The sequence below is a fragment of the Streptomyces sp. NPDC046759 genome (genome assembly GCF_040645475.1).
In the GTDB taxonomy this organism is placed as follows: domain Bacteria; phylum Actinomycetota; class Actinomycetes; order Streptomycetales; family Streptomycetaceae; genus Streptomyces.
The window spans coordinates 22,734-35,681 of sequence record NZ_JBEYYJ010000029.1; the positions used below are offsets into that span (position 1 = coordinate 22,734).

The window sequence follows — 12,948 nt, forward strand, 5'->3', positions numbered from 1 at the left end:
GCCGTCCACCTGTGCCTTATGCCGTGTACAGGTCCCGTCGCTCCCGAGTGAACCGGCGCAGGGCCTCCGGCAGGGGCTCGACGCCGATTCCGGGGGTGGCCGGCACCGGGAGATGGCCGTCCTGGAGGACGAACGGCTCGGTGATGTCCTCGGCGAAGTAGCGCGAGGAGGCGGAGGTGTCCCCGGGGAGGGTGAAACCGGGCAGGGCCGCCAGGGCCAGGTTGGGGGCACGGCCGATGCCCGTCTCCAGCATGCCGCCGCACCACACCGGCACCCCGTGCGCGTGCGCCACGTCGTGGACCCGGCGGGCCTCCAGGTAGCCGCCGACCCGGGCCGGCTTGACGTTCACCACCCGGCAGGCGTCCATCGCGATCGCGGAGGCGGTGTCGCGTGCGTGGTGCAGCGACTCGTCCAGGCAGACGGGAGTGGTGAGGCGTTTCTGCAGCTGGGCGTGGGCATGCAGGTTGTTCTCCTCCAGCGGCTCCTCGATCAGCAGCAGCCCGTACTCGTCCAGCCGCCGCAACCGCTCGGCGTCCGCGAGCGTGTAGGCCGTGTTGGCGTCGACCTGGAGGGGGAGGGCGTCGCCGAAGCGCTCGCGGACCGCCCGGACCGGTTCCACGTCCCAGCCCGGCTCGATCTTCAGCTTGATGCGGACGTAGCCCTCGGCGAGATAGCGCTCGACGTCGTCGAGCAGCTCGGGGAGCGAGTTCTTGATGCCGACCGACACCCCGGCGGGCACCCGGTCCCGTACCGCGCCCAGGTGGACCGCGAGCGGCATGCCGTACGAACGCAGTTCGGCGTCCAGCAGAGCCGTCTCCAGGGCCGCCTTCGCCAGCTCGTGCCCCTTGATCTTCGCCACCGCGGGAGCGAGCGCGGCCGTGGCCGGGTGCGGGAGGGCGGCCAGGCGCGGGATCAGGAAGTCGCGCAGCACGATCTCGGCGCCGGCGACGAACTCCGGGCAGTACAGCGGCTCGGGGTCGGCTGCGAACTCCGACCAGCCCTCGGCCGCGTCCGTGACGACGTGCAGCAGGAAGGTGTCCTTCGTCGTCATCGTCCCGAAGGACGTGCGGAAGGGCGTGACCAGCGGGATCGCCACGTGCACGATCTCGACGCGTTCGAGTTTCATGCCGCCGCCCCACGGGTGAGCGTGTACCAGCCGTCGCGGGACATTCCGGTGGCCCGGAACCCCTCCGCGAAGGCCTCCAGGAAGACGTCGCGCACCGTGCGCCGCCAGCGCAGCGCCAGCGCCGGCTCGGCGGCCCGCAGTTTGACGATGTCCTCGGGCACCCGGCACCACACGTGCGTCCCGTCGCGGCGGACGAGGGGGTCACCGTCGGGAGCCATCCGGACGACGGGGGCCCGGTGCCCGGCGTCGTGGCCGTCGGTCGCGCCGCAGGCACCGGGCGGCGCCGTCAGGTCCCAGGTCACCGTCAGCCGGTCGCTCTCGTCGCCGTCGTTCACGCCGTCGGTCATGGGGCCGTAGAAGTCGACCAGGTACTCCGTGCCGGTGGCGCCCAGCTTGACCAGGTTGAAGCGGGCGTTGCGGCCGACCAGCGGGTCGAAGGTCCAGCGCATGGTGCGGGCGCCCAGGCCGACGGCCCAGTCGCGCTGGGCCAGCTTCACGGCGTGCCCGAGCCCCCGGTCTGCGGCGGCCACCAGCGAGTACGTGCTGTGCTCCGGGCCGAGGACGGCGACGGACGCGCCGGCGAGCCGCTGCCCCTCATGGGCGGCGTGCACCGCGCCGCCGGCGTGCACCAGGCTGTGCAGGACCTCGGCCGGGTAGGGCGGGGCGGTACGGGGCGTGTGCCAGACGTCGCTGAAGTGGTCGGCCACGGCCGCGAGCCCGGCGACGTCGTGGACGGTACGGATAGTGACTCCTGCTGTCATGGCACGAGTCTCGAAGGTGCCGCTCGCCCCTGTGTTGTGCGAGCGGCCAAGACATGCGTACGTTCGTTTCACCATCCGCCAACAGCCTGGAGGCCCCTCGTGGACGTCTGCACCCTCGGCGACCTCCTGGACGTCGTCGGCGGCCCTGCCCTGCGCCTGCACACGGCACCGGCCGGGCAGGGCGTACCGGTCACCGAGGCGGTGCTCCACGACGGCAGCACCTCGCTCCCCCGGCTGCCCGGCGCGCTGCTGCTGGCAGTGGGCGTGCCCGCGGCCCAGGCCGGGCCGCTGCTGCGGGCCGCGGCCCGGGCCGCGATGAGCGGGGTGGTGGTGCGCGGCGCGGACGGGCCGGTGGAGCAGGCCGAGGCGCAGGGGGTGGCGCTGCTGTCGGTGGCCCCGGACGCCGCCTGGCACCACGTGCATCTGCTGCTGGCCTCGGCCATCGCCGCCCGCCACGCCGACACGGTGTCGGCCGACAGCGGGCTCGGCGATCTGTTCGCACTGGCCGACGCGATCGCGACGGCGACCGGCGGGGCCACCGCCGTCGAGGATCCCCGGCAGCGGATCCTCGCCTACTCCACCGTCCCGGGCCAGCCGGTGGACGAGGACCGCAAACAGGGCATCCTCGGCCGCCAGGTGCCGGCCAGCGCGGAGAACACCGAGCAGTACCGCCGGCTGTTCGCCGCCGACCGCCCGCTGAGGCTGCCCGCGCTCTCGGACGCGGACCTGCCCCGCCTCGCGATGCCGGTGCGGGCCGGCGGGGAGACGCTCGGCTCGGTGTGGGTGATCGACGGCGGCGCGCTCGCCCCGGACGCCGAGGACACCCTCGCCCAGGGCGCCTCCACCGCCGCCCTGCTCCTGCTGCGGGCACGCGCGGCCCGGGAACTGGCCCGGCACCGGGGCAGCGAACTGCTGCGCCGGCTGCTGGACGGCACGGCGGCGGACGCGGCGACGGCCGCCGCCCGCGTGGGCCTGGCCGGACCGGCCCGGGTCGCGGCCTTCGTCCTGGACTCCGCGGCGAGCGTCCCGGACGCCGAGCGCACGGCGCTGCGGCTGCTGGACGTCGTACGCCTGCAGTGCGAGGCCCGCTACGGACGGCACGCCGGGGTGCTGGTGGACGGGGTGGTGTACGCGGTGCTGCCCGGTTCCGAGGAGCGGCACAAGCGGCTCGCCGAGGACATCGTGGCGCGGGCCGCGCAGGCGCTGCGGGTGCCGGTGCGGGCGGCGCTCGGCGAGGTGGTGGCGGACGCGGACGGGCTCGCGGACTCGCGGGCGGACGCGGACCTGGTGCTGCGGGTGCTGGACGCGGACCTGCCCGTGGCCTCGGTGGACGAGGTACGGCCCCGGGTGACGCTGCTGCGACTGGCCGAAGTGATGGGCGAGCGGCGGGAGTTGAACGCGGGCGCCTGGCGGCGGGTGCTGGCGTACGACGCCGCGCACGGCACCGAGTACGCGCGCACGTTGGTCTGCTGGTTCGACGCGGGCTGCGACATGGCGGGCGCGGCGAGACTCCTCGCCGTCCACCCCAACACCTGCCGCTACCGCCTCAGGCAGCTCCAGCCGCTCGCCGGGGTCGACCTGGACGACCCCGACGAGCGGCTGGTGCTCTGGCTGCAACTGCGGGTGCTGGCGGGGCTCAGCCCAGCCACGCCCTGAGCCGCTCCTCACAGGCGCGCAGCTGCTCCACGGGTACGTACTCCCCCGCCGTGTGCGCCAAAGAGGGGTCCCCGGGGCCGTAGTTGAGCGCGGGCACGCCCAGCGCGGCGAACCGGGCGACGTCCGTCCAGCCGAGCTTGGGCCTCGGCTCGGCGCCGAGCGCGGCGACGAGCCCGCCGACCCGGTCCAGATGCGGCAGGGCACCGGCGACCACCTCGGTGACCCGGACCTCGTACTCCGGGAAGAGCGAGCGCACGTACGCCTCCGCCTCCTCGGGCGAACGGTTCGGCGCAAACCGGCAGTTGACGGTCACGACACACTCGTCGGGCACGACGTTCCCGGCGACCCCGGCCCGTACGGCCACGGCGCCGAGCCCTTCCCGGTACTCCAGCCCATCGATCACGACCCGCTCGGGCGTGTGGTCGTCGAGCCGCTGCAGGACGGGCGCCGCCTTGTGCGCGGCGTTGACGCCCTGCCAGGCGCGGGCGGTGTGCGCGCGGGCGCCCCTGACCACGATGTCGGCACTGAGGATGCCCTGGCACCCGGCCTCGACTCCGGCGTCGGACGGCTCCATGAGGATCGCCAGGCCGGCCTCCTCGAGCAGCCCGGGCCGGGCTGCGGCGATCAGGCCGAGCCCGTTGCGCTCGCCTGCGACCTCCTCGCACTCGTAGAAGACGTAGGTGAGATCGCGGGCCGGCTCGAAAACGGTGGCGGCCAGCCGCAGGGCCACGGCCACCCCGCCCTTCATGTCGCACGCGCCGAGCCCGTGAATCCGGTCGCCGGCGAGCCGGGACGGCAGGTTTCCGGCGGCCGGAACGGTGTCCAGGTGCCCGGCGATCAGGGCGCGTCCGGGCCGGCCGAGGCCGGTGCGGGCGACGACGGAGTTGCCGATCCGTTCGACGGTGAGGTGCGGCAGGGCGCGCAGGGCGGTGTGCACGGCGTCGGCGATGTCCGCCTCCTGACCGCTTTCGGAGGGCAGGTCGACCAGGGCGCGGGTGAGGGTGACGAGGTCGGCGGTGAGATCGAGGGCGGTCATGCGGGGGCCTGCTCCCGCGGCTGGTCGAGCTTGGAGTGCCGGATGCCGTACAGGCCGTAGATCACCAGACCGGCGGCCATCCACGCGCCGAACGCGATCCAGGTGCCGGCGCCCAGGCTGCCCAGCATGTAGAGGCAGAAGCCGACGCCGAGCAGAGGCGTGACCGGCGAGAACGGCACCCGGAAGGAGCGCGGGGTGTCGGGGCTGCGCCGGCGCAGCAGCACGACCGCCAGGTTGACCAGCATGAACGCGAAGAGGGTGCCGATGCTGGTGGCGTCGGCCAGCCTGCCGAGCGGGACGAGGGCGGCGAGCACGGCGATGAACGCCGAGACGATGACGGTGTTGGCGCGGGGCACGCCGGTGCGGGGGTGCACCCTCGCGAACAGCGGGGGCACGAGCCCGTCCCGGGCCATGGCGAACAGGATGCGGATCTGCCCGTACTGCACGGTGAGCACCACGCTGGTGGTGGCGACGACCGCGCCGACGGACAGCAGGACCGGCCACAGGTTCCCGCCGCCGACGGACCGAACGAGCACCTCGCTGAGCGTGGCCTCGGTCCCCGCGAACTGCTTCCAGGGCATGGCCCCGAGCGCGGCGACCGCGACGAGCACGTACAGGGCGGTGACCAGCACGAGGGACAGGATGATCGCGCGCGGCAGGTCCCGCTGCGGGTTCCGGGCCTCCTCCCCGGCGGTGGAGGCGGCGTCGAACCCGATGTAGGAGAAGAACAGGGAAGCCGCTCCCGCGCTCATGCCGGCGGCGCCGAGCGGGAAGAGGGGGTGGAAGTTCCCGGCGCGGAACGCGGTGAAGGCGACGGCACAGAACAGCACGAGTGCGGCGATCTTGACGCCGACCATGACGGTGTTGGCGACCGCGCTCTCCTTGGCACCGCGCAGCAGGACGACCATGGCGAGGACGACGACGAGGGCGGCCGGGATGTTCAGGGTGCCGCCGGCGCCGGGCGGTGCGCTGAGGGAGTCGGGGAGCGTGACTCCGAAGGTGAGGTCGAGCAGTTCGTTGACGTACTGCCCCCACCCGACGGCGACCGCGGCCACCGAGACGCCGTACTCCAGGATCAGACACCAGCCGCACACCCAGGCGACCAGCTCGCCGAGGGTGGCGTAGGCGTAGCTGTACGACGATCCCGAGCCGGGGATCATTCCGGCCAGCTCGGCGTACGACAGCGCCGAGAACAGGGCGGTGACACCGGCCAGCACGAAGGAGACGACGATCGCCGGCCCCGCTTCCGGCACGGCCTGTCCCAGCACGACGAAGATTCCGGTGCCGAGGGTGGCACCCACGCTCAGCAGCGTCAGCTGGGCCACGCCCATGGTCCGCCTGAGCGGGCTGCCGGCGGCTTCGCCGACGAGGCGCTGCACCGGCTGCCGCCGGGTGAGCCGGTGTGCGCTTGCTCTTTGTGCTGCGGCCTCCGGCCGGGTGCCCACTGTGTCCACCGCGCTGTTCCCTCCGCCTCGGGGTGTTGGCCCTTGATGATGCGGAGGCGGGGGCCCGGCGGGGTGTGCGGATCGGCCAAAGGTGCGGGCCGACGTTTGGCCGGGTGGGCAAAAGGGCGGCTGGGGCAATGTGGCGAGGTGCGGGCGAGTGGGGTCGGTCGCGCAGTTCCCCACGCTCCTTCAGGACGCTGCAGCCGCCGCCCGCTTCAAGACCCGCCGCCGGTCAGCGCAGGGCCTCGGCGACCTCGCGGGCCGCTTCCACCACCCGCTGCCCCACCCGCTCCGGCACGGAGTCCGCGAGCATCACGACGCCCACGCTGCCCTCGACTCCCGTGACCCCGACCAGTGGTGCCGCGGCGCCGCTCGCGCCGGCCTCCAGCTCGCCATGGGTGAGGGTGCACGCGGGCTGCACCGACGGCGACTGACGCGCGGCCAGGATCGCCCTGCCCGCGGCCCCCCGGTCCAGCGGATGCCGGAATCCGGCCCGGTAGGCCACGTGATAGTCGGTCCACGTCGGCTCGACCACGGCGACGGCCAGCGCCTCCGTCCCGTCCACCAGCGTCAGATGCGCCGTCGCCCCGATGTCCTCGGCGAGCGAACGGAGCGCGGGCAACGCGGCCTCCCGCACCAGCGGATGCACCTGCCGGCCCAGCCGCAGCACCCCGAGACCGACCCGGGCCCGGCCGCCCAGGTCACGCCGCACGAGCGAGTGCTGTTCCAGCGTGGCGAGCAACCGGTACACCACGGTACGGTTCACGCCCAGCTTCGTGGACAACTCGGTGACGGTCAGCCCGTGGTCGGTGTCGGCCAGCAGCTTCAGGACGCGCAGTCCCCGGTCGAGCGTCTGAGAGGTCTCCGCGGTCACGACGCCCACTCCTTAGGTGGTGAGGCCGGCGGACCCCTGATCGGCGGATGCGTCGCCGAGTCCCGTCGGCGACGCGCTTCAGAGGCCGCCGATCGGCAGAACGGCCCGGCGGCTCCGGACCTTGTCGCTTCACGGCTGCGCTCCGCGGCGGCGCTGCCACGGGGCGTGTGCGTAGCGGGACAGTAGCGAAGCCGGTTCGCTGAGCGGAAGTCTCAGTCCAGAATCCGGGCAAGACCAGATCCGGCCTGCCTCGGTTCGTCCGGAAACGCACAGGCCCCAGGAACTGACACGCGCCAACTCCTGGGGGTCCGGACCCGGCGGGGGGTCACCGCATCCGCGTGGCCCACTCCTGCACCTTGGCGATCCGCTGCCGCAGCTGCCCCGCCGTGGCCTCGGCGCTGGGCGGTCCCCCGCACACCCGCCGCAGCTCGGTGTGGATCACCCCGTGCGGCTTCCCGCTCTGGTGGACGTACGCACTGACCATCGTGTTGAGCTGCTTGCGCAGCTCCATCATCTCCTTGTGCGTGACCACCGGCCGCCGCTCGGCCGGCAGTTCCAGCAAGTCGGCCTCGCTGTCCGGCTTCTTCCGGCTGTGCGCGATCTGCCGGGCCTGCCGCTTCTGCAGCAGCAGCTGCACCTGCTCGGGTTCGAGCAGCCCCGGGATGCCGAGGTAGTCCTGCTCCTCCTCACTGCCCGGGTGCGCCTGCATGCCGAACTCGGCACCGTCGTACAGCACCCGGTCGAAGACGGCGTCGGACTCCAGCGCCTCGAAGGGCAGCATGTCCTGCTCGCCGGTGTCCTCGTCCTGCTGCTTGTTCGCCTCCTCCATCTCCTTCTCGGATTCGGCGTACGGGTCCTCCTCGCCCTCCTTCTTCGGCTTGTCGAGGGCGTGGTCCCGCTCCTTCTCCATCTCGTTGGCGAAGGTCAGCAGGTCGGGCACGGTCGGCAGGAACACGGACGCCGTCTCGCCGCGCCGCCGGGACCGCACGAAACGCCCGACGGCCTGCGCGAAGAACAGGGGGGTCGAGATGGTCGTGGCGTACACGCCGACCGCGAGCCGCGGTACGTCGACGCCCTCGGACACCATGCGGACGGCGACCATCCAGCGGTCGTTGCTGTCGCTGAACTCGTCGATCCGCTTCGAGGCGCCGGCGTCGTCGGACAGCACGAGCGTGGCCTTCGTGCCCGTGATCTCCCGGATGAGCTTGGCGTAGGCGCGGGCGGAGTCCTGGTCGGAGGCGATGACCAGGGCGCCGGCGTCCGGGATGGCCTTGCGGACCTCGGTCAGCCGCTGGTCCGCGGCGCGCAGCACGCTGGGCATCCACTCACCGCGCGCATCGAGCGCCGTACGCCAGGCCTGGCTGACCGCGTCCTTGGTCATCGGCTCGCCGAGCCGGGCGGCGATCTCGTCCCCGGCCTTGGTGCGCCAGCGCATGTTGCCGCTGTAGGAGAGGAAGATCACCGGGCGGACGACGCCGTCGGAGAGGGCGGAGCCGTAGCCGTAGGTGTAGTCGGCGGCGGACCGCCGGATCCCGGCGTTGTCCTCCTCGTACGTCACGAACGGGATGGGGTTGGTGTCGGACCGGAACGGCGTACCGGTCAGCGCGAGCCGGCGGGTGGCGGGCTCGAACGCCTCCAGGCAGGCCTCGCCCCAGGACTTGGAGTCACCGGCGTGGTGGATCTCGTCGAGGATGACGAGGGTCTTGCGCTGCTCGACGCGGTTGCGGTGCAGCATGGGCCGCACGCCGACACCGGCGTAGGTGACCGCGACGCCGTCGTAGTCCCGGCCGAGCGGGCCGGCGCTGTACTCGGGGTCCAGCTTGATCCCTATCCGGGCCGCCGCCTCGGCCCACTGCTTCTTCAGGTGCTCGGTCGGCGCGACCACGGTCACCTGCTGCACGACGTGGTGGTGCAGCAGCCAGGAGGCGAGGGTCAGCGCGAAGGTCGTCTTGCCGGCGCCGGGCGTGGCGACCGCGAGGAAGTCACGCGGTTGCTCCTGGATGTACTTCTCCATCGCCCCCTGCTGCCAGGCACGCAGCTTGCTGGCGGTACCCCAGGGCGCGCGGCCCGGGAAGGCGGGCGACAGGTGGTGGGAATGGGCGGAGGAGGAAGCGGCGGTGGTAGTCACGGTCTCCGTTTTGTCGGGGCTCGTCTTGGGGCTGGGGCTCGGCTACGTATGACAACCGGGCCACCCTACCGGCGCCGCCTTCCCGTCAACGCCCGGACGAGGCCGCCTCGCCCGCGGGTGGGACCCACGTCACAACCGCCGCAAGCGCCCCGCGATCACCGCAACATCACTGACGTCCCCGGAGGCCACATCGATGACCAGGTCGTACGCGGCGTCCTGATCGACGCCGGCGAGATCCACGCCGTTGAGGGCGAGGAAGGTGGCGGCGGCGAGCGATCTCGGCGATGGCGGTGACGTCGGCGACGGTGAGGTGACGGCTCATTCACCCAGCCTCCGCAGCAGGTCGGCATGGCTGTGCGCGAGTCGCTCGGCCCGGGTGCGGACGAACACCCGCTCCTCGTGCAGATACCGGTGTACGGCCGCCAGCACCGTCTCTTCGGCGCTGCGGCCGGTGGCGTCGGCGAGGTCGTCCACGGCCTGCCGGGTGCCGGGACCGAGGGAGAGGATCAGTTCACGCATGGGGAACACTGAAGCGGCAGAGTCCGCCCGGCGACTGGTTTCCGCAGGTCAGCGGGTTCGCAGCCGGGTCGTCACCCAGGCTCCCGCGAGCGCCACCACCGCCATCGGCAGGAAGACGGCGGCGAAGGCGGCCGGGTGGGCGCCGTCGCCGGCCGTGGCCGTGCTCGCCGCCGCGCTGCCGCCGCCGAGGGCCGCGAAGGCCGCGCCGGCCGCGGCGAGCAGGACGACGTTGGAGAGGGCGTCGGAGATCTGCAGCGCGGCGGAGTTGGCGCCGGCCTCCTGCGGAGCGGACAGCTGGAGCAGCAGCACGCTGGTGGAGGAGATCACCAGGCCCATGCCGAAGCAGCCGAAGCCCCAGGCGACGGCGACGGTCCAGACGGGCACGGAGTGCACGAGCACGCCGGGCGCGGCCGTGATCGCGGCGGCGACCAGCACCATCCCGGCGGTCATCAGCCGTTCCCGGTACGGCTGCACGCGCGGCCGGGACTGCACCCACGAGCCCAGCGCCCAGGTGCAGCCGCCCGCGGCCAAAGAGAGCCCGGCGAGCATCGGGGACAGCCCGCGCTGGGTCACCAGCATCAGCGGGACGAAGGACTCGGCGGCGATGAAGGAACCGGCGGACAGGCCGCGCAGCAGCACGACGGAGGGCAGTCCCCGCTCCGCCCGGTAGGTGCCACGCGGAAGCAGACCGAGGACGGCGGGCACCAGCAGGGCGACACCGGCCAGCCCGGGGAGCGCGGAGAGGGGGTGCAGGTCCTGGGCGGCGTACTGGAGGAGACCGGACCCGAGGGAGATGCCGAGGGCGAGCCGGATCCGCCGCCGGTCGAGGGCCCCCGCACCGGCCTCCCCGTCCACCGGGCCGGACGCCCTGCGCCGTATCTGCGGCAGGGCGAGGGCGAGCGGGAACACCACGAGGACCGGGATGCCGAGGAAGACCCAGCGCCAGCCGAGGTGCTCGGTGACGGCGCCGGAGGCGAGCGGGCCGACCACGGACGGTACGACCCAGCCGGCCGCGAACGCCGCCATGATCGCGGGCCGCAGCCGCTCCGGGTAGGCCCGGCCCACGACGACGTACAGGGCGACGATGACCAGCCCGCCGCCGAGGCCCTGCACGGCCCGGCCGAGGATGAAGACCCACATGACCTGTGCGGTCCCGGCGACGACCAGGCCCGCGGCGAAGGCGCCGATCCCGGTGGTGAGCGCGCCGAGGGGACCGCGCCGGTCGGACCACTGGCCGGCCAGCACCATGCCGAACAGGCTGGTCGTGAAGTACCCGGAGAAGGCGAACGCGTACTGGGCCACACCGTCCAGCTCCCGCGCCGCGACCGGCATGGCGGTCCCGACAGCGGTCGCCTCGAAGGCGATCAGCACCACTACGGAGACGATCCCGACACTGAGCGCCCGGTAGGCCCGGCTCAGCACGCCGCGGTCCTGCTCGACGGGCTTCACGACGGTCGCGTCACGGGATTCGAGGGCACTCATGGTCGCCAGAGTAAGGCGCACAGTGCGGTTTGACCCCTGTCGGTGGTCCCGCTCGCACTGCGACCTAGGTCGTACGCCTCCGGGTCCTTCATGAACGCCGCATGGCAGTCGCGTTGCAGCCCCGCCGCCGCCCTTGAGCAGCCCCGCACCCGCGCCGTAGCGTCACTGCCACGAACACGGCCGTGTGCCCGAGTGGTTCAGGGGCTCGCCTGCAAAGCGAGTTACGTGGGTTCGAATCCCGCCACGGCCTCTTGCGCCTTGAGCAGGCGATGGGAAAGGGCGGCACCCTGTGGGGGGTGCCGCCCTTTTGGTCGCCCGTCTCAGTACGGCGTTCAATCCTCCGGGAAAGCGACGAGGTGAGGTTCGAGCTCACGCCGGGGGTGAAGCAGACACCCGTCATTCGTCTCAGAGCACCCCGCCTGCCTCGTCCTGGAAGGTCTCCGTCCAGTAGTGCCAGGCCGTGGTCGGGAGGGTGGCCGTGGGGTCGACGGCCGACAGAGCGTGGATCATCGCGGCGGCCAGGTGGTCGTACGCCTCCGTGGTCAGTTCGTGGCCGAGGTGTTCGTCGATCGTGCGCTCGTGGTGCAGGAGCCAGAGCGTGAAGGCGAGGGTGGAGACGTCGGTGTTGAGAGGGTAGAGCGTGGCCTCCGGCTCGCTGAAGGTCAGCACCGCGCCCGTTCTGCCGTCGAGCACCAGGCTGTTGTCCTCGACCAGGTGACCGAGGCGGATCAAGTGGTCGGCGTGAGCGGGGAGTTCGTCGACCGGGTAGTCGCCCGTGTGCTCGTCGCAGAAGTACTCGCGGAGCGTCGGCAGGGGGACGTCCGTGTCGGCGTGGAAGAGGACGGCCTCCTCCGGCAGGCCGGTTTCCCGCAGGAAGCGCCGGGTCGGCTCGTGCGTCAGCGTCGCGGGGAAGTCGACCTCTTCGAAGCGGGCCACCCTGCCGTGCCCGAACTCCTGGTCCAGCAGACGCGCCGGGACGTCCAGGGTGAGGCCTGACGTCGTGCCGGGGCCGGCGGCCAGGGAGAGGGGGCGGATCAGGGCCGCCGCCTTCCAGTACGCCGGGACCTCGCCGCCCGCGCCCTCCTCGAAGAGGGAGAGCAGACGGCGGGTCGCCTCCGCCACCGTCTTGGGGCCGTACCGGCCCGCGAGCGAGGCGAAACGGCCGCGCAGTCCCGCCAGTTCCTCGGTCACCGCGGAGAAACGCAGGAGAGTCGCGAGGGAGGGGGCGAAGGGGCGGGGGCGAGGGCGGCCGAAGAGGTAGGCCGTCGTCAGCTCGCCGGTGCCGCCGTCCAGCAGGACGGACTCGCGTCGCATGCCCGCCGGGTGGAGGAGTTCGCCGATCACCAGCCGGTCCCGCAGCTCGTCCGCCACCCGGAACGGGCCGTCCGCGGCGTCGGCGAGCGTGCGCAGGCCGTGCGTGCGGAGCGGGGAGAAGGTCAGCAGACCGGTGTCCGTGGGCAGTCCGGTGCCGCTGAGCAGGCCGCGCGTCGGCGCGTGCGTGACATGGCGGTCCAGTTCCGCCTCGGTCAGCGTGATCGCCGGGGCCCCGGCGTCGGTCGTGCTCATCGCTCCCCCGCGATCCTTCCCCATGACCCAGTACATGACTCGGCGCAGGCCCCGGTACTGCGTGGCCCGGCCGGCTTCCCCACCGCCTCGCACAGTACGCCGCCCCACTGACAACGGCCCTCACGGAGAGGGACGTCCGGCGACCCGCGCCCGTTGCGCCCTGCCGGGATCCCACGCCTCACGTGAAGCGCTCGCCCCCGTCGCCTCCGTCGGTGCCGACGCCTCCGTCGGTGCCGACGCCTCCGTCGGTGCCGTCGGTGCCGCCACGACGAACCGGCTCACTGCGTCGATCACCACGGCGACCTGGCGGCTCGCCGCACTGTCACCACGAGAGCGCGCGGCCCACCACGCCGTC

General features: G+C 73.0%; 10 protein-coding genes and 1 tRNA gene. 2 read left to right on the plus strand and 9 right to left on the minus strand.

What is annotated here, in order from left to right; all coding sequences use genetic code 11:
• Window positions 1-16 precede the first annotated feature (16 nt).
• Both menC and ABZ919_RS31915 read right to left on the minus strand, forming a co-directional pair.
• On the minus strand, window positions 17-1,126 hold the full coding sequence (gene menC, locus ABZ919_RS31910) for an o-succinylbenzoate synthase (RefSeq protein WP_361254482.1): 1,110 nt from the start codon (window positions 1,124-1,126) through the stop codon (window positions 17-19).
• Complete coding sequence (locus ABZ919_RS31915; RefSeq protein WP_361254485.1) at window positions 1,123-1,887, minus strand: chorismate synthase; 765 nt, start codon at window positions 1,885-1,887, stop codon at window positions 1,123-1,125. The genes menC and ABZ919_RS31915 overlap by 4 nt, the downstream gene beginning before the upstream one ends.
• 99 nt (window positions 1,888-1,986) lie before the next feature.
• Between ABZ919_RS31915 and ABZ919_RS31920 the strand changes: the two genes are divergently transcribed.
• The gene (locus ABZ919_RS31920; protein ID WP_361254488.1) at window positions 1,987-3,543 is read left to right on the plus strand and encodes a helix-turn-helix domain-containing protein; all 1,557 of its coding nucleotides are present in this window, start codon (window positions 1,987-1,989) and stop codon (window positions 3,541-3,543) included.
• Here the strand turns inward: ABZ919_RS31920 and dapE are convergent.
• From dapE to ABZ919_RS31950, 6 genes are all read right to left on the minus strand, one after another.
• On the minus strand, window positions 3,524-4,579 hold the full coding sequence (gene dapE, locus ABZ919_RS31925) for a succinyl-diaminopimelate desuccinylase (RefSeq protein WP_361254491.1): 1,056 nt from the start codon (window positions 4,577-4,579) through the stop codon (window positions 3,524-3,526). The genes ABZ919_RS31920 and dapE overlap by 20 nt on opposite strands.
• A complete protein-coding gene (locus tag ABZ919_RS31930; RefSeq protein ID WP_361254494.1) occupies window positions 4,576-6,033 on the minus strand; it encodes an amino acid permease in 1,458 nt (485 codons plus the stop codon). Before ABZ919_RS31930 ends, dapE begins: the two co-directional genes overlap by 4 nt.
• A gap of 223 nt (window positions 6,034-6,256) precedes the next feature.
• Window positions 6,257-6,898: a helix-turn-helix domain-containing protein gene (locus ABZ919_RS31935; protein WP_361254497.1), complete on the minus strand. Its 642-nt coding sequence runs from the start codon at window positions 6,896-6,898 to the stop codon at window positions 6,257-6,259.
• Window positions 6,899-7,223: 325 nt separating this feature from the next.
• Entirely contained in the window at window positions 7,224-9,026 is a 1,803-nt protein-coding gene (locus ABZ919_RS31940) for a DEAD/DEAH box helicase (protein ID WP_361254500.1), read from the minus strand.
• Window positions 9,027-9,344: 318 nt separating this feature from the next.
• On the minus strand, window positions 9,345-9,545 hold the full coding sequence (locus ABZ919_RS31945) for a hypothetical protein (RefSeq protein ID WP_361254503.1): 201 nt from the start codon (window positions 9,543-9,545) through the stop codon (window positions 9,345-9,347).
• Between the two features lie 48 nt (window positions 9,546-9,593).
• On the minus strand, window positions 9,594-11,027 hold the full coding sequence (locus tag ABZ919_RS31950) for an MFS transporter (protein WP_361254506.1): 1,434 nt from the start codon (window positions 11,025-11,027) through the stop codon (window positions 9,594-9,596).
• 178 nt (window positions 11,028-11,205) lie between these two features.
• Here ABZ919_RS31950 and ABZ919_RS31955 point away from each other — a divergent pair.
• Window positions 11,206-11,277, plus strand: a tRNA-Cys gene (locus tag ABZ919_RS31955).
• 155 nt (window positions 11,278-11,432) lie between these two features.
• On the opposite strand, the gene ABZ919_RS31960 is transcribed toward ABZ919_RS31955, so the two are convergent.
• Window positions 11,433-12,593, minus strand: a complete 1,161-nt coding sequence (locus ABZ919_RS31960) for an SUKH-4 family immunity protein (RefSeq protein ID WP_361254509.1) — start codon at window positions 12,591-12,593, stop codon at window positions 11,433-11,435.
• Window positions 12,594-12,948 lie beyond the last annotated feature (355 nt).

Bases quoted from the DNA above. Each gene is read 5' to 3' on its own strand.
- menC (WP_361254482.1), bottom strand. From the start codon at position 1,126: ATGAAACTCGAACGCGTCGAGATCGTGCACGTGGCGATCCCGCTGGTC.
- ABZ919_RS31915 (WP_361254485.1), bottom strand. From the start codon at position 1,887: ATGACAGCAGGAGTCACTATCCGTACCGTCCACGACGTCGCCGGGCTC.
- dapE (WP_361254491.1), bottom strand. From the start codon at position 4,579: ATGACCGCCCTCGATCTCACCGCCGACCTCGTCACCCTCACCCGCGCC.
- ABZ919_RS31945 (WP_361254503.1), bottom strand. From the start codon at position 9,545: ATGCGTGAACTGATCCTCTCCCTCGGTCCCGGCACCCGGCAGGCCGTG.
- ABZ919_RS31950 (WP_361254506.1), bottom strand. From the start codon at position 11,027: ATGAGTGCCCTCGAATCCCGTGACGCGACCGTCGTGAAGCCCGTCGAG.
- ABZ919_RS31960 (WP_361254509.1), bottom strand. From the start codon at position 12,593: ATGAGCACGACCGACGCCGGGGCCCCGGCGATCACGCTGACCGAGGCG.